Annotated in this window: 15 protein-coding genes; all 15 read left to right on the top strand. The window is 37.6% G+C overall.

Going from position 1 to position 16,779, the window contains the following annotated elements; all coding sequences use genetic code 11:
- Positions 1-100: 100 nt before the first annotated feature.
- The 15 genes from sucC (at position 101) to dxr (ending at position 16,763) form a co-directional block, all read left to right on the top strand.
- On the top strand, positions 101-1,261 hold the full coding sequence (gene sucC, locus J2Y03_RS06470) for an ADP-forming succinate--CoA ligase subunit beta (RefSeq protein ID WP_310192072.1): 1,161 nt from the start codon (positions 101-103) through the stop codon (positions 1,259-1,261).
- A 23-nt stretch (positions 1,262-1,284) separates the two neighbouring features.
- Positions 1,285-2,187 carry a succinate--CoA ligase subunit alpha gene (gene sucD / locus J2Y03_RS06465; protein ID WP_310192070.1) on the top strand — a complete coding sequence of 301 codons (903 nt, stop codon included), beginning with the start codon at positions 1,285-1,287 and terminating at the stop codon, positions 2,185-2,187.
- A 69-nt stretch (positions 2,188-2,256) separates the two neighbouring features.
- Positions 2,257-3,123: a DNA-processing protein DprA gene (gene dprA / locus J2Y03_RS06460; RefSeq protein WP_310192066.1), complete on the top strand. Its 867-nt coding sequence runs from the start codon at positions 2,257-2,259 to the stop codon at positions 3,121-3,123.
- Positions 3,124-3,556: 433 nt separating this feature from the next.
- Positions 3,557-5,638: a type I DNA topoisomerase gene (gene topA / locus J2Y03_RS06455; RefSeq protein WP_310192063.1), complete on the top strand. Its 2,082-nt coding sequence runs from the start codon at positions 3,557-3,559 to the stop codon at positions 5,636-5,638.
- A gap of 158 nt (positions 5,639-5,796) precedes the next feature.
- On the top strand, positions 5,797-7,104 hold the full coding sequence (gene trmFO / locus J2Y03_RS06450) for an FADH(2)-oxidizing methylenetetrahydrofolate--tRNA-(uracil(54)-C(5))-methyltransferase TrmFO (protein WP_132086076.1): 1,308 nt from the start codon (positions 5,797-5,799) through the stop codon (positions 7,102-7,104).
- Between the two features lie 349 nt (positions 7,105-7,453).
- Positions 7,454-7,996, top strand: coding sequence for an ATP-dependent protease subunit HslV (gene hslV / locus J2Y03_RS06445; protein ID WP_132086078.1), 543 nt, complete (start codon positions 7,454-7,456; stop codon positions 7,994-7,996).
- Between the two features lie 16 nt (positions 7,997-8,012).
- Positions 8,013-9,416: an HslU--HslV peptidase ATPase subunit gene (gene hslU / locus J2Y03_RS06440; RefSeq protein ID WP_132086080.1), complete on the top strand. Its 1,404-nt coding sequence runs from the start codon at positions 8,013-8,015 to the stop codon at positions 9,414-9,416.
- A gap of 57 nt (positions 9,417-9,473) precedes the next feature.
- On the top strand, positions 9,474-10,253 hold the full coding sequence (codY, locus tag J2Y03_RS06435) for a GTP-sensing pleiotropic transcriptional regulator CodY (RefSeq protein ID WP_310192055.1): 780 nt from the start codon (positions 9,474-9,476) through the stop codon (positions 10,251-10,253).
- Positions 10,254-10,446: 193 nt separating this feature from the next.
- The gene (gene rpsB / locus J2Y03_RS06430; protein ID WP_132086084.1) at positions 10,447-11,151 is read left to right on the top strand and encodes a 30S ribosomal protein S2; all 705 of its coding nucleotides are present in this window, start codon (positions 10,447-10,449) and stop codon (positions 11,149-11,151) included.
- A gap of 124 nt (positions 11,152-11,275) precedes the next feature.
- On the top strand, positions 11,276-12,157 hold the full coding sequence (gene tsf / locus J2Y03_RS06425) for a translation elongation factor Ts (RefSeq protein WP_132086086.1): 882 nt from the start codon (positions 11,276-11,278) through the stop codon (positions 12,155-12,157).
- Between the two features lie 104 nt (positions 12,158-12,261).
- Positions 12,262-12,987 (top strand): UMP kinase, encoded by a 726-nt coding sequence (gene pyrH / locus J2Y03_RS06420; protein WP_132086088.1) that lies wholly within the window; start codon positions 12,262-12,264, stop codon positions 12,985-12,987.
- Positions 12,987-13,544 carry a ribosome recycling factor gene (gene frr / locus J2Y03_RS06415; protein ID WP_310192050.1) on the top strand — a complete coding sequence of 186 codons (558 nt, stop codon included), beginning with the start codon at positions 12,987-12,989 and terminating at the stop codon, positions 13,542-13,544. The genes pyrH and frr overlap by 1 nt, the downstream gene beginning before the upstream one ends.
- 247 nt (positions 13,545-13,791) lie before the next feature.
- On the top strand, positions 13,792-14,571 hold the full coding sequence (locus J2Y03_RS06410) for an isoprenyl transferase (protein ID WP_132086092.1): 780 nt from the start codon (positions 13,792-13,794) through the stop codon (positions 14,569-14,571).
- A gap of 230 nt (positions 14,572-14,801) precedes the next feature.
- Entirely contained in the window at positions 14,802-15,590 is a 789-nt protein-coding gene (locus tag J2Y03_RS06405; protein WP_132086094.1) for a phosphatidate cytidylyltransferase, read from the top strand.
- A 30-nt stretch (positions 15,591-15,620) separates the two neighbouring features.
- Entirely contained in the window at positions 15,621-16,763 is a 1,143-nt protein-coding gene (gene dxr, locus J2Y03_RS06400) for a 1-deoxy-D-xylulose-5-phosphate reductoisomerase (protein WP_310192041.1), read from the top strand.
- The last annotated feature ends 16 nt before the right edge of the window (positions 16,764-16,779 follow it).

Here is a 16,779-nt window from a genome sequence, read left to right as displayed (position 1 = left end):
GAAATATAATTTTTTGTGCATAATGGTGGACAAGGTTTCCGTCATTATATAAAATGAAAACGGAGTCAATTTTTTGAAGAGTTTGATAGGAGGATGGGAAATGAATATCCATGAGTATCAAGGAAAAGAGATCCTCAGACAATACGGGGTACTGGTTCCTAATGGAAAAGTGGCATTCACGGTTGAAGAGGCTGTAGAAGCCGCGAAAGAATTAGGTACACAAGTATGTGTTGTAAAGGCTCAGATCCATGCTGGCGGACGGGGAAAAGCTGGCGGAGTTAAGGTTGCTAAAAACCTTGAGGAAGTCCGTACATATGCGAGTGAAATATTAGGTAAGACTTTGATTACACATCAAACAGGTCCCGAAGGAAAAGAAGTTAAACGTCTGCTTATTGAAGAAGGCTGCGATATTAAAAAAGAGTATTACGTTGGTCTTGTTTTAGACCGTGCTACTTCACGTGTTGTTCTAATGGCTTCAGAAGAAGGCGGAACAGAAATTGAAGAAGTAGCAGAGAAAACTCCGGAAAAAATCTTTAAAGAAGAAATTGATCCGGTTGTAGGCTTAATGCCTTATCAAGCACGCCGTATTGCATTCAATATCAACATTCCTAAAGAGCTTGTGAATCAAGCTGTCAAGTTTATGCTGGGATTATATAATGCATACATCGAAAAGGATTGCTCAATTGCCGAAATCAACCCTTTAGTTGTAACAGGTGACGGAAAAGTTATGGCATTGGATGCAAAATTAAACTTTGACTCTAATGCGCTTTATCGTCAAAAGGACGTTCTTGCCTACCGTGATCTTGAAGAAGAAGATGCAAAGGAAATTGAAGCTTCTAAATATGATTTAAGCTATATTTCTTTAGATGGTAACATCGGCTGTATGGTTAATGGTGCAGGTCTTGCAATGGCAACAATGGACATTGTTAAACATTATGGCGGCGACCCCGCTAACTTCCTTGATGTTGGGGGCGGTGCAACAGCTGAGAAAGTAACAGAAGCATTTAAAATTATCCTTTCTGATCCAAATGTAAAAGGAATTTTTGTCAATATCTTTGGCGGAATCATGAAATGTGATGTCATTGCTGAGGGTGTAGTAGAAGCAGCTAAGCAGGTTCAACTAAGCGTGCCGCTTGTTGTACGTTTAGAAGGAACAAACGTTGATTTAGGGAAGAAGATTCTTGCTGAGTCTGGTTTAGCCATCACTCCTGCTGAATCAATGGCTGACGGAGCACAAAAAATCGTTGCATTAGTGAAATAGGATCGAAAGAAAGGGGAATTAACGTGAGCGTTTTTATTAATAAAGATACTAAAGTAATTGTTCAAGGGATTACAGGTTCAACTGCCCTTTTTCATACAAAACAAATGCTTGATTACGGTACTCAAATTGTTGCTGGTACTACTCCTGGTAAAGGCGGCATGGAAGTTGAAGGAGTACCTGTATTTAACACAGTGAAAGAAGCTGTTGCTGCTACAGGCGCTACTGCTTCCGTTATCTATGTTCCTGCACCATTTGCAGCGGACGCAATTATTGAAGCTGTCGATGCTGAATTAGATTTAGCTATTTGTATTACTGAGCATATTCCTGTCTTGGATATGGTTAAAGTAAAACGTTATATGGAAGGTAAGAAAACCCGTTTAGTTGGTCCTAACTGTCCGGGTGTTATTACTGCTGATGAATGTAAAATTGGGATTATGCCTGGTTACATTCATACAAAAGGTCATGTTGGTGTTGTTTCCCGTTCTGGAACACTTACATACGAAGCTGTTCATCAGTTAACACAGGCGGGTATTGGTCAAACTACTGCTGTTGGTATTGGTGGCGACCCAGTTAACGGTACAAACTTCATCGATGTATTAATAGCATTCAATGAAGACCCTGAAACTTATGCTGTTATCATGATTGGTGAAATCGGCGGTACAGCTGAGGAAGAAGCTGCTGAGTGGGTAAAGGCGAACATGACTAAACCTGTTGTTGGGTTTATTGGCGGACGCACTGCACCTCCTGGAAAGCGTATGGGCCATGCTGGCGCGATTATTTCCGGTGGTAAAGGTACTGCGGATGAAAAGATTCGTGTTATGAATGAATGCGGAATTAAAGTTGCTGATACACCATCTGTAATGGGTGAAACTTTAATTGAGGTTCTAAAAGAGCAAGGTATATACGATAAGTGTAAAACACACTAAGAATAGTAAAATGGCCCCTTTTAATGAGGGGCTATTTCTGCTTTTAATAATTAATAATGGAGGTCAAGAATGGATGATTTTAAAGAAAAACTCATTGCTTTGATGCATTACCCAGGTTTCACTTGGAATGCAGTATTACACTATTTAAAGAAAGACCCATCTCTCAAAATGAAACCACAATACATCCAACAAAACCTATTCTCTTCCAAAGCCGATACACCCCTTCCTTCCATCACTTCTTTACAAACCAAAATGATAATGGAACAAATCCAACATTATGAAAAAAACGGAATAAAGGCTATAACGGTTTTTGATGAAAATTACCCCAGTTTATTAAAAGAAATCTATCAGCCTCCCTGGGTGTTATTTGCAAAAGGAAATCTTTCCCTGCTTGAAAAACAGCCAAAGCTGGCAGTGGTAGGTTCACGTCAGGCAACACAATACGGAAAAAATGCCATTCGTTTAATGTTTCCGCAATTAGTTGAAAAAGGAGTAATAATTGTCAGTGGTTTGGCTGCTGGTATTGATACCCTTGCACATGAGTATGCGATGAAAAATGGAGGAAATACCATTGCAGTAATAGCAGGAGGGCTGTATCATATTTATCCAAAGGAAAATAATGAATTAGCAAGAGAAATGATGAAAACACAGCTAGTTGTCTCAGAATATCCTCCTGATACAAAACCATTGCGCTGGCATTTCCCAGCCCGCAATCGTATCATCAGCGGGATGTCAAATGGTACATTTATAATAGAAGCAAAGCGAAAAAGTGGATCTCTCATAACAGCAAACTATGCTGTAAGTGAAGGACGTGAGGTTTTTTCACTGCCGGGAAGTATTTTTAATCCGTATTCAATGGGCACCAATGACATAATACAGCAAGGTGCAAAGCTTGTGATGAGCAGCGAGGATATTTTGGAGGAACTTCGATTATAACATTTATTCATATATTTCATTGCTTTTTGAAGGTTTTTTCTAGAGGATTGGAGAATAATGCTAAAAAAGCTTGAAATTATTTCAAATATGTTATACATTTTCCATCAGATATTCGAAAAAAAGAATGTGTAAATAGGAATAATTTGGCGTATGATTATCATTAACTAGTGTAAACGATTTCGTTAACCATTGACATTCAATGGTTATTTGTTTAAGAATAATAGTTATTAATGATGTTAGCACTTTCCACTTTATTATATAAAAAGGAAAAATATTGGGATAAGGCATTTTTGTAAAGTATTTTCACGGGTCCGAATTGTGAAATTTGGAATTTAGGAAAACTTCTCAAATTGTAAGCACAGCTGAATGTTATCGAAAAATATATTCAGGGTGCTTTCACACTTCTTATATCCCCTTGAGGAGGATTATTTGCATGGCAGATTTTCTTGTAATTGTAGAATCACCGGCAAAAGCAAAAACGATTGAGCGATATTTAGGTAGTAAATATAAAGTAAAAGCATCCATGGGACATATCCGTGATTTGCCTAGAAGTCAAATGGGAGTTTCTAAAGAAAATAACTTTGAACCCAAATACATTACGATTCGCGGAAAAGGTCCGGTTTTAAAGGAACTTAAAAATGCAGCAAAAAAAGTGAAAAAAGTTTTTCTCGCAGCTGACCCTGATCGCGAAGGGGAGGCAATTGCTTGGCATTTGGCCCATAGTTTAAATGTTGATATTACATCTGATTGCCGGGTAGTCTTTAATGAGATTACAAAGGATGCGATAAAAGAGTCCTTTAAACATCCCCGTCCCATTAACATGGATTTAGTTGATGCTCAGCAAGCAAGAAGGATTCTCGATCGTCTCGTCGGTTATAACATTAGTCCACTTCTTTGGAAAAAAGTAAAAAAAGGCCTAAGTGCAGGACGTGTCCAATCCATTGCGGTCCGATTAATTATTGACCGAGAAAAAGAAATTAAGGCTTTTATACCTGAAGAATATTGGACCATAGAAAGTGAATTAGTAAAAGGGAAAGATCATTTTAGTGCTTCTTTCCACGCTTTAGCCAATAAAGAAAAAATAGAACTTAAATCGGAGCAAGATGTAGAGGCTATTTTGAAGCAAATGGAGGGAGATAAGTTTAAAGTCGTTTCTGTTTCCAAAAAGGAACGAAAACGAAACCCATCTCCATCCTTTATTACTTCATCATTACAACAGGAAGCAGCAAGAAAACTTAATTTCCGTGCTAGAAAAATAATGATGCTTGCTCAGCAATTATATGAAGGAATTGAGTTAGGGGCAGAAGGAACAGTTGGTCTTATTACTTATATGAGAACCGACTCAACCCGGATTTCTGAGGTTGCTCAGAAAGAAGCAGCTGAATATATCCAAAAAGAATTCGGTGAGAACTATTTAAAGGAAAACGAGCGAAAAGAAAAAAAACAGAGTAACAATACCCAAGATGCTCACGAAGCAATTCGCCCTACAAGTACTTTCCGGGACCCAAACAGTGTGAAACAATACTTATCAAGGGACCAATTCCGGCTTTATAAGCTAATTTGGGAAAGATTTTTGTCAAGTCAAATGGCTCAGGCTGTCATGGATACAATGAGTGTAGACCTCCAAAATGGCAATGTCCTTTTCCGGGCAAATGGCTCAAAGATTAAGTTTCCTGGTTTTATGAAGATATATGTTGAGGGAACGGATGATCAAGTGGAAGAAAAGAATAAAATGCTGCCTGACCTAAAAGAAGGTGATGAGGTTTTCAAAAAAGATATAGAACCTAAACAGCATTTTACTCAGCCGCCGCCAAGATATACGGAAGCCAGATTAGTAAAAACGCTCGAGGAATCAGGCATTGGCAGACCATCCACTTATGCGCCAACATTAGATACCATACAGAAACGCGGATATGTTGCATTAGATAATAAACGCTTTGTTCCTACTGAGTTAGGAGAAATCTGTAATGAATTGATGCTTGAATTCTTTCCTGACATCCTTGATGTCGACTTTACTGCCAAAATGGAACAGGATTTAGATAATGTGGAGGATGGTAAGGTCCGCTGGGTTGAAATCATTGATGAGTTTTATCAGGATTTTGAAAAGCATTTGGCAAAAGCAGAAGAGGAAATGCAGTCCGTCGAGATTAAAGATGAGCCGGCTGGCGAGGATTGTGAATTGTGCTCTAATCCAATGGTATTCAAAATGGGCAGATACGGTAAATTCATGGCATGCAGTAATTTTCCTGATTGCAGGAATACAAAAGCAATTGTTAAAGAAATTGGTGTTACTTGTCCAAAATGTAAAGAAGGTAGTATCATTGAGCGTAAGAGCAAGAAAAAAAGGATCTTTTACGGTTGTAATAGGTTTCCAGAATGTGACTTTATTTCATGGGATAAACCATTACCGAGATCTTGTCCAAAGTGTGAAGGTCCGCTCGTCGAAAAGAAATTAAAAAAAGGCGTACAAGTACAATGTATCGAGTGTGACTACAAAGAAGAACCACAAAGTTAAGGGTGAGCTCAGCTCACTCTTTTCATATTTTTAAGAAACATAAAACTTTTTTGTTTTTGAAACGTATAGTAAAATGCAAGATGGGCTAAAAAGAGGGAAAAGTAATTATAGAAAAAGTAAAACTAGATTTGTGCTTTGATAAATCAGGAGGTAAACAAATGAACGATGTAACAATAAATGTTATCGGTGCGGGTTTGGCTGGGAGTGAAGCTGCGTGGCAGATTGCTAAACGTGGTGTTAAAGTCCGCCTTTACGAAATGAGACCAGTTAAACAAACACCTGCTCATCATACCGATAAATTTGCAGAATTAGTATGCAGCAATTCCTTAAGAGCTAATACACTAACAAATGCAGTTGGAGTTTTAAAGGAAGAAATGCGATTGCTTGATTCAGTTATTATCACAGCTGCTGATGCTTGCTCCGTTCCAGCAGGTGGCGCCTTAGCAGTTGACCGTCATGAGTTTGCGGCTAAAGTAACAGAGATGGTAAAGAATCATGAAAACGTTACGGTTATCAATGAGGAAGTTACTGAAATACCAGAAGGGATTACTGTAATCGCAACTGGTCCATTAACAAGTCCAGAACTTTCCGCAAGCCTAAAATCATTAACAGGTGAGGATTACCTCTACTTTTATGATGCGGCAGCGCCTATTCTTGAGAAAGACAGTATTAACATGGATAAAGTTTACCTAAAATCACGTTATGATAAAGGAGAAGCGGCATATCTAAATTGTCCAATGACTGAGGAAGAGTTTGATCGGTTTTATGAGGCACTTATAGCAGCTGAAACAGTCCCATTAAAAGAATTTGAAAAAGAAATCTTCTTCGAGGGCTGTATGCCAATAGAAGTAATGGCTCAGCGAGGGAAAAAGACAATGTTATTTGGACCATTAAAACCCGTAGGTTTAGAAGATCCAAAAACAGGGAAAAGACCATATGCTGTTGTTCAGCTTCGACAAGACGACGCTGCAGGCACTCTTTATAATATTGTCGGTTTTCAAACACACCTAAAATGGGGGCCGCAAAAAGAAGTACTTCAGTTGATCCCAGGACTTGAAAATGTCGAGATTGTACGCTATGGGGTCATGCACAGAAATACCTTTATTAATTCACCCAAAGTTTTAAAAGCTACTTACCAATTCAGGGAACGGGAAAACTTGTTCTTTGCAGGGCAAATGACCGGTGTGGAAGGATACGTAGAATCGGCTGCTAGTGGACTAGCTGCCGGAATTAATGCCGCCAGATTGGCGATAGGAAATGAAACAGTAGAATTTCCTGCAGAAACTGCAATTGGAAGTATGGCACGTTACATTACTACGACAAATGCCAAAAATTTTCAACCGATGAATGCTAATTTTGGGTTGTTTCCTGAGTTATCTGAAAAAATCAAAGGAAAACAGGAACGAAATTTACAGCATGCCAATAGAGCGTTAGAAACAATTCAGAACTTTGTGAAAGTTTTGTAAATTTTATTGCAAGAGGTTAAGAAGTGTGTTACGCTTTAGTAGCCTTTGTGAGGTTGACATATTAATAAATGTGACTGTTTTGTAAATGTTAAGCAACAAATGTTTACAAATAGAGAAAACTAAATCACAATATAGAATTGGACAATCCCAATATGCTTAGCGTAAATTCTTTTTGTTCATGGGTGAACAAGCGAGGGCTTTCTCGATTCAGGTTGAAAAGTATATGCCCATACCAAAAAGGGTAAAATGAATAAAGTTTTCATACTATTCTAGTGTAATGCACTTGTCTTTTTATGACAATCTCTTGTTACATAGGTTTGCTAGTAAAAATGCAAGAGGAGGATTATTGATGAACCAATTTCATGCCACGACGATATTTGCAATTCAACATAATGGTCAATGTTCAATGTCTGGTGATGGCCAAGTCACATTTGGTAATGCGGTAGTGATGAAGCACACAGCAAAAAAGGTTAGAAAGATATTTAATGGAAAAGTATTGGCTGGTTTTGCCGGATCTGTTGCGGATGCATTTACCCTTTTTGAAATGTTTGAAGGGAAATTAGAGGAATATAACGGAAACCTCCAAAGAGCCGCTGTTGAGCTCGCTAAACAGTGGAGAAGTGATAAGGTACTTAGAAAGCTAGAAGCAATGTTAATTGTCATGAATCAAGATGATTTGCTTCTCGTATCAGGAACAGGAGAAGTCATTGAGCCAGACGATGGAATTTTAGCAATCGGATCAGGTGGTAATTATGCGCTAGCGGCTGGACGATCTCTAAAGAAATATGCAGGTGACCAGCTATCTGCAAAAGAAATCGCAAAGGCTTCTTTAGAAATTGCTGCTGAAATTTGTGTATATACCAACCATAACATTATCGTGGAAGAGCTCTAACGGGAGGGGACCAACAATGGCTAATAAAGACAACTTAACACCGCGCCAGATAGTTGAGAGACTTGATCAATATATTATTGGGCAGAAGGACGCAAAAAAAGCAGTTGCAGTTGCACTTAGAAATCGGTTTAGACGCGGTTTGTTAAACGAAAAACTCCGCGAAGAAATTATTCCTAAAAATATTTTAATGATTGGTCCAACGGGTGTTGGTAAAACAGAAATTGCCCGGAGAATTGCAAAGCTTGTAGGTGCACCTTTCGTTAAAGTAGAGGCTACTAAATTTACGGAAGTCGGTTATGTGGGTCGTGATGTAGAATCTATGGTTCGTGACCTCGTTGAAACATCTGTCAGATTAGTGAAAGAGGATAGAATGTTATCAGTGAAAGAACGTGCTGAGGAAAACGCAAATTCTAGGTTGGTTGATTTACTTGTTCCATCTGCGAAGAAGCAGCAAAATTACAAAAACCCGCTTGAAATGTTATTCGGTGGTGGAAATGCAACAGCGGAACCGGAAAATCATCAAGAAGATTACTCCATAACGGAAAAAAGAAAAATCGTGAAGGAAAAGTTAGCTCTTGGCCAATTAGAAGAAGAAATTGTTACGGTTGAAGTAGAAGAGCAATCACCTTCCATGTTTGATATGCTGCAAGGTTCTGGAATGGAACAAATGGGTATGAACATGCAGGATGCACTGAGCAGCTTTATGCCAAAGAAACGAAAGAAACGTAAATTAACAGTCCGTGAAGCGAGAAAAGTACTAACCAATGAAGAGGCAGCGAAATTGATTGATATGGATGAAGTTACAACTGAAGCCGTTTACCGTGCTGAACAAACAGGTATCATCTTTATTGATGAAATTGATAAAATTGCTAGTAAAAATTCTGGTGGCTCTTCAGCTGATGTGTCTCGTGAAGGGGTACAACGGGATATTCTACCTATCGTTGAAGGATCAACAGTTGTTACGAAATATGGTTCGATTAAAACGGATTATATATTATTTATTGCCGCTGGTGCTTTTCATATGTCAAAACCATCGGATCTAATACCAGAATTACAGGGTCGTTTACCGATTCGGGTTGAATTAACAAAATTAACTGTTGAGGATTTCTTCAGAATTTTGATTGAACCAGATAATGCATTGATTAAACAATATCAGGCATTATTGGAAACAGAAGGTATACAAATTGAATTTTCTGACGATGCTATTCGTAGAATAGCTGAGATTGCTTTTGAGGTAAATCAAAATACAGATAATATCGGGGCAAGAAGACTACACACTATTTTAGAAAAACTATTAGAAGACTTGTCATTTGAAGCACCTGATATTTCAATGGAGAAGATTACCATTACTCCTCAATACGTGGATGATAAGCTCGAAGCAATATCGAAAAATAAAGATTTAAGTCAATTTATCCTGTAATGGAATAAACAATAAAAAACTTAATAATGGTTGCAGTTAATTAGGAGGAAGAAACAGATGGATTTACTTACAAAAACAAGAAAAATTAATGTTTTATTGCAAAAGGCAGCAGGAAAGCCAGTAAACTTTAAGGAAATGTCTGAAACTCTAAGCGAAGTGATTGAAGCAAATATTTTTGTTGTCAGCCGTCGTGGAAAGCTTTTAGGCTTTGCGATTAATCAACAAATTGAAAATGAACGTATGTACAAAATGTTGGAAGATAGACAATTTCCTGAAGAATATACAAATAGTCTTTTTTCTATTCAAGAAACATCATCAAATCTTGATATTGATAGTGCATATACTGCATTCCCAGTTGAAAATAGAGATTTATTCCGTGAAGGGTTAACAACGATTGTTCCAATCATTGGCGGCGGTGAACGTCTTGGAACATTAATTCTTGCAAGATTGCAAGAAAAATTCCATGACGATGATTTAATCCTTGCTGAGTATGGCGCAACCGTTGTTGGTATGGAAATCTTACGCGAAAAATCAGAAGAGATTGAAGAAGAAGCAAGAAGCAAGGCGGTTGTTCAAATGGCAATCAGTTCATTGTCTTACAGTGAGCTTGAAGCGATTGAACATATTTTTGAAGAGTTAAATGGAAATGAAGGCTTGTTAGTTGCTTCGAAGATTGCTGACCGTGTAGGGATTACTCGTTCTGTAATTGTTAATGCTTTAAGAAAGCTTGAATCTGCTGGAGTTATCGAGTCTCGTTCACTTGGTATGAAAGGAACGTATATCAAAGTTCTAAATGATAAATTCCTAGTTGAGCTTGATAAATTAAGATCCAATTAATAAAGGTGGATCCCTGGTTACTCCGGGGATTTTTTTTGTGAAGTAAAAACTTGATTGTTTGAGGCACATATGCTATATTATTTAACGGTGTTATTACACACGCTTGTTGATTTAAGCAGCCGGTGCTGTATATACAGTTGCTGTTTAAAAATGAGACAAGCGGAGGAAAACGAAACCATAGGAGGAAAAAAACATGTCAGTAATTTCAATGAAGCAATTGCTTGAAGCTGGTGTACACTTTGGACACCAAACTCGCCGTTGGAACCCAAAAATGAAGAAATATATCTTCACAGAGCGTAACGGTATCTATATCATCGACCTACAAAAAACAGTTAAGAAAGTTGAAGAAGCTTATAACTGGGTGAAAGATCTTGCTGCAAACGGCGGAACGGTCCTTTTTGTTGGTACGAAGAAACAAGCTCAAGATTCTGTTAAAGAAGAAGCAGCTCGTTCTGGTATGTACTTTGTTAACCAACGTTGGTTGGGTGGTACACTTACAAACTTCGAAACAATTCAAAAACGTATTACACGTTTAAAAGATATTGAAAGAATGTCTGAAGACGGTACTTTCGAAGTATTACCTAAAAAAGAAGTAGTTATTTTAACAAAAGAACTTGATCGCCTTGAAAAATTCTTAGGCGGAATCAAAGATATGAAGAAGCTTCCAGATGCACTTTTCATCATCGACCCTCGTAAAGAGCGTATTGCTGTTGCAGAAGCTAAAAAATTGAACATTCCTATCGTTGGAATTGTTGATACTAACTGTGATCCAGATGAGATTGATGTAGTTATTCCTGCGAATGACGATGCAATCCGCGCAGTTAAGCTTTTAACAGGTAAAATGGCAGATGCGATTCTTGAAGCAAAACAAGGTGAAGAAGTAGCACAAGAAGCGTAAGTTAGTGACTTTTCAAAAGGTGATAAGAGGGAGCACCCTTTATCACCTTTTTTTAAAGGTTAATCTTAGTTCTCTATGGCTAAGCTAATAGTATGTACATATGTATTATAGGAGGTAATTAATCATGGCAGTTACTGCTCAAATGGTAAAAGAACTACGTGAAAAAACTGGCGCTGGAATGATGGATTGTAAAAAGGCGTTAACAGAAACAAATGGTGATATGGAAAAAGCAATCGACTTTCTACGTGAAAAAGGGATTGCTTCAGCTGCGAAAAAAGGTGACCGTATTGCTGCAGAAGGTTTAACATATGTTGTTGCTGAAGGAAACAATGCAGTTATTTTAGAAGTAAACTCTGAAACTGATTTCGTTGCAAAAAACGAAGCGTTCCAAAACCTTGTAAAAGAATTAGCTGCACACTTGCTTGCTAACAAGCCAGCAACAGTTGAAGAAGCTACTGCGCAAACTATTAATGGAGTGATTGTTGCAGACTATATCAATGCTGCAATTGCTAAAATTGGCGAAAAATTATCACTTCGCCGTTTCTCAGTAGTATCAAAAACTGATAATGATGCTTTTGGCGCATACCTTCACATGGGTGGTCGGATTAGTGTGTTAACCGTTCTTGAAGGAACTACTGACGCTGATTCAGCTAAAGATGTTTCTATGCACATCGCAGCTTTAAGACCTAAACATGTTTCACGTGACCAAGTATCTCAAGAAGAAGTTGAGCACGAGCGTCAAGTATTAACGACTCAAGCTCTTAACGAAGGTAAGCCGGAAAAAATCGTCGAAAAAATGGTTGAAGGCCGTCTTGGTAAGTATTTTGAAGATGTATGTCTTCTTGACCAAACTTTCGTTAAAAACCCTGATCAAAAAGTTCGTCAGTTTGTTGAATCAAAAGGTGCAACAGTACGCGAATTTGTTCGCTACGAGGTTGGCGAAGGTATTGAAAAGCGTGAAGATAACTTCGCTGAAGAAGTTATGAATCAAGTTAATAAAAAGTAAAAAGTCCTAAGGCGTCATTACAGAAATATGTTTTGAATAGGGAACACGATGTGTTCCCTATTTTTAAAGGTTTTTATTATAAAATACATACTAAGGAGGTTCATATGAGCGGTCCTAAATACAAACGAGTAGTACTAAAATTAAGCGGGGAAGCACTTGCAGGTGAATCAAGCTTCGGTATTAAACCATCTGTTATTAAATCAATCGCTGGACAAGTAAAAGAAATTGCTGAACTCGGTGTCGAGGTAGCAGTTGTTGTTGGCGGAGGTAATATTTGGCGTGGTAAAATAGGAAGTGAAATGGGGATGGACAGAGCAACTGCTGATTATATGGGCATGCTTGCGACTGTAATGAATTCCTTAGCACTTCAGGATAGTTTAGAACACTTGGGCATTGAATCTCGAGTACAAACTTCAATTGAAATGCGTCAGGTTGCAGAACCATATATCAGACGCCGCGCAATGAGACATTTAGAAAAACAGAGAGTCGTTATATTTGCTGCGGGCACGGGTAATCCGTATTTTTCTACCGATACCACTGCAGCCTTACGTGCAGCAGAAATCGATGCTGAAGTAATATTAATGGCGAAAAACAATGTAGATGGCGTATATTCGGCTGATCCGCGTATTGATCCTAATGCAACAAAATATGACGATCTCACTTTCCTTGATGTTATTAAAGAAGGATTGGCAGTCATGGATTCAACTGCGTCATCATTATGTATGGATAATGATATTCCGCTTATTGTCTTCTCTATCATGGAACAAGGTAATATTAAACGTGCTGTTATGGGTGAAAAGATTGGAACGATTGTTAGGGGGAAAAATTAATGCCAAAACAAGTGATTTCCACAATAAAAGAAAAAATGTTAAAAGCAATTCAGGCTTATACTCGTGAACTTGCAAGCATTCGGGCAGGGAGAGCCAGTGCTTCTTTATTAGATAGAATAACAATTGACTATTATGGAGCACCTACACCAGTGAATCAAATGGCGGGAATTTCAACACCTGAAGCTCGTCTTTTAGTCATTCAGCCTTATGATAAATCAATACTTGGTGCTATTGAAAAGGCAATTCTTAAATCTGACTTAGGTTTAAATCCGTCAAATGATGGTCAAGTCATTCGAATTGCCATTCCTCAATTAACAGAAGAGCGTCGAAAAGAGCTAGTAAAGTTAGTTAAGAAGGAATCTGAAGAGGCTAAAGTAGCGATCCGTAATATTCGTCGTGATGGGAACGATGAATTGAAGAAGTTAGAGAAAAACGGAGAAATTACCGAAGATGCACTTCGTGGTTACTCTGATGATGTTCAGAAACTTACTGACGATCATATTAGTAAGATTGACCAAATAACGAAAGACAAAGAAAAAGAAATCTTGGAAGTTTAATTATTTTGAAGAACCCTCTTTTTTAGGGGGTTTTTTCACTATTTTCTCCCTGATATCATTTTTAGATATATAAAACATCATTCTTATTTCTTGTACTAGTTCATAAGTTAGTAGAAGATATATTTTTACTTTTTTGGTATGATAAAAGCATGCAAAAATCAGCATTCTTCATATATATCAACACAGGCTCTGTGGGCATGGTCTATTATCGGAGGAAATGATTAACTTAATTTGGAGGAGCAATGTCATGTTTAATAAAATAAGGCTTTGGAAGAATCAAAATAATAACTCTTCCACACTCCGAGAAAATATAGAAAAGGTTAGAAAATTGCCGATACCGGAACATGTTGCGATTATTATGGATGGCAATGGACGTTGGGCTAAGAAAAGAGCTTTGCCGCGGATTGCCGGTCATCATGAAGGTATGAAGGTCGTGCGTAAAATAACGAAGTTAGCAAATACCCTTGGTATAAAAACACTAACGTTATATGCTTTTTCAACTGAAAATTGGAAGCGTCCAAAAAATGAAGTGGACTATTTAATGAAACTTCCAGAGGAATTTTTAGGGACATTTCTTCCTGAATTAATAGAAGAAAATGTTCAAGTAGCTATGATGGGGTATAAAGACCAACTTCCAGTACATACGTTAAATGCAATTGAAAAAGCTACCCGGGATACAAAGAACAATGATGGTCTGGTATTAAACTTTGCACTCAACTATGGAAGCCGATCTGAGATTATTGATGCAACCAAAAAAGTCTTAAATGACTATAAAAGTGGAATACTGAAAGAGAGCGAGTTAAACGAAGAGGTTTTTGCCTCCTATCTTATGACTTCCGGCCTCAATGACCCAGATTTATTAATCAGAACTAGTGGGGAAATACGGCTTAGTAATTTTATGTTATGGCAACTCGCATATTCTGAGTTTTGGTTTACCGATGTATTATGGCCAGATTTTAGAGAAAAACATTTAATTGAGGCCATTGAAGCCTATCAAAATCGCCAACGTCGATTTGGCGGTATTTAAAGGCTCTTTTCTTAAACTTTATTGCTTATTGGATAAAATTTAATGATTTTACTAAGTTCCGCAGATAATAAATAAAATTAATAAGAAAAGAGCCTGCAAACTAAATCTACTGCGCAAAAAACTATTTCCACGTTAAAATCGGCTTTAAGATTTTAACAACAATCATTACGAATACAGTCTATTTAAAATTTATCACTCGCTCAAGTACTATAAAGGTGTTGAAATCTTAGATGAAGCAAAGAATCATTACAGGAGTCGTAGCAGCTGCTTTATTTTTACCAATTGTTTTTTACGGTGGACTACCATTTGTACTTTTAACGTATTTTCTTGCAACTGTCGGTTTGTATGAATTATTAAAAATGAAAAAACTTAGTATTTTTTCTGTTCATGGGCTGCTAACTTCTTTATTTCTCTGGGTTATTCTTTACCCAGAGCAGTATAATGACCTTTTAAATACTTTTAATTATACAAAAACAGAAATAGGTATTGCTTTTATTCTATTGTTATTGGCCTATACAGTGATTACGAAAAATCGTTTTACCTTTGAAGATGCAGGGTTCTCGATTTTGTCAGCTATTTATGTGGGTATTGGATTTTATTTCTTTATAGAGACCCGTGATGCGGGTATCGTCTATATTTTCTATTCATTATTTATGATATGGGCAACTGATTCAGGTGCTTATTTTGTAGGGAAAGCTACAGGGAAAACCAAACTTTGGCCTGAAATTAGTCCGAATAAGACGGTAGAAGGGTCTTTAGGCGGAGTGGTAAGCGCCTTAATTGTTGCTGTCTTATTTGCTGTTTTTTCTGAAATCAACGCTACCATCCTTTATTTAATGGCTATTACTGTTGTCCTTTCAATCTTTGGACAAATTGGTGATCTTGTTCAATCAGCTTTTAAACGCCATTTTAAAGTTAAAGATTCAGGGAATATTTTACCAGGGCATGGTGGAATTCTAGACCGCTTTGATAGTTTATTATTTGTATTGCCACTATTAAACCTTTTTCATTTATGGTAGATTTTACTAAAGTTCGGAGTTGAAATATTTTTGAAAATGATTAGTATATTGGGAGCAACAGGTTCGATTGGCACCCAAACCTTAGATATTATTCGAGAACATCCGTCAGAATTTCAATTAGTTGCCATCTCGATTGGGAAAAATTTAGAATTAGCTAGAAAAATTATTCATGAATTTCGACCTGAGCTAGTCTCTGTACAAGATTACCATGACAGTAATACATTAAAAGGTGAATTTCCTAATACTAAATTCACCTTTGGTGAAGAGGGTCTCATAGAAGCTGCTGTATTTCCATCTGCAGATATACTTGTCAATGCAGTTATTGGGAGCGTAGGATTAAACCCAACCTTGCAAGCAATTGAAAGTGGCAAAACCATTGCGATTGCGAATAAAGAAACACTTGTGACTGCTGGTCATCTCGTCATCGAGGCAGCTGAGAAAAATGGAGTAGCATTACTTCCCGTCGACAGTGAACATTCAGCGATTTTTCAGTGCTTGCAGGGAGAACAGGATAAAAATATTGAAAGATTGATTTTGACTGCCTCTGGTGGCAGCTTCCGAGATCGTACCCGCAAAGAGTTAGAAGGGGTTACGGTTAGAGAGGCCTTGAATCACCCTAATTGGTCTATGGGTGCAAAAATAACAATCGATTCTGCAACTATGATGAATAAAGGGCTTGAGGTGATAGAGGCTCATTGGCTTTATAATATGCCGTATGAAAAAATTGATGTCCTTCTTCATAAAGAAAGCATTATTCATTCGATGGTAGAATTTCATGACAGTTCTGTGATAGCGCAGTTAGGGACACCTGATATGAGAGTGCCTATTCAATATGCGCTATCCTATCCTGATCGGTTGCCACTTCCTACATCACAGCGATTAAATTTAGCGCAAATCGGCAAATTGCATTTTCAAGAAATGGATGTAAACCGATTCCGCTGTATGCAATTTGCCTATGAGGCTGGAAAAAAAGGCGGAACATTGCCTACTGTTCTGAATGCCGCAAATGAAGTCGCAGTAGCTGCCTTTTTAAATGAAAAGATTCGTTTCTTGCAGATTGAGGATTTGATAGAGAAAGCACTAAGCAAGCATGATTTGATTAAAAATCCTGACTTATCCATTATTCAAGAAGTGGACAAAGAAACAAGACAATACGTGAATTCAATCCTATAAAAAAGGTGGTTTTTTA

The organism is Neobacillus niacini, from assembly GCF_031457145.1.
GTDB lineage: Bacteria > Bacillota > Bacilli > Bacillales > Cytobacillaceae > Neobacillus > Neobacillus niacini_J.
The sequence above is the reverse complement of the archived record's forward strand: the minus strand, read 5'-3'. Positions and strand labels throughout refer to the sequence as shown.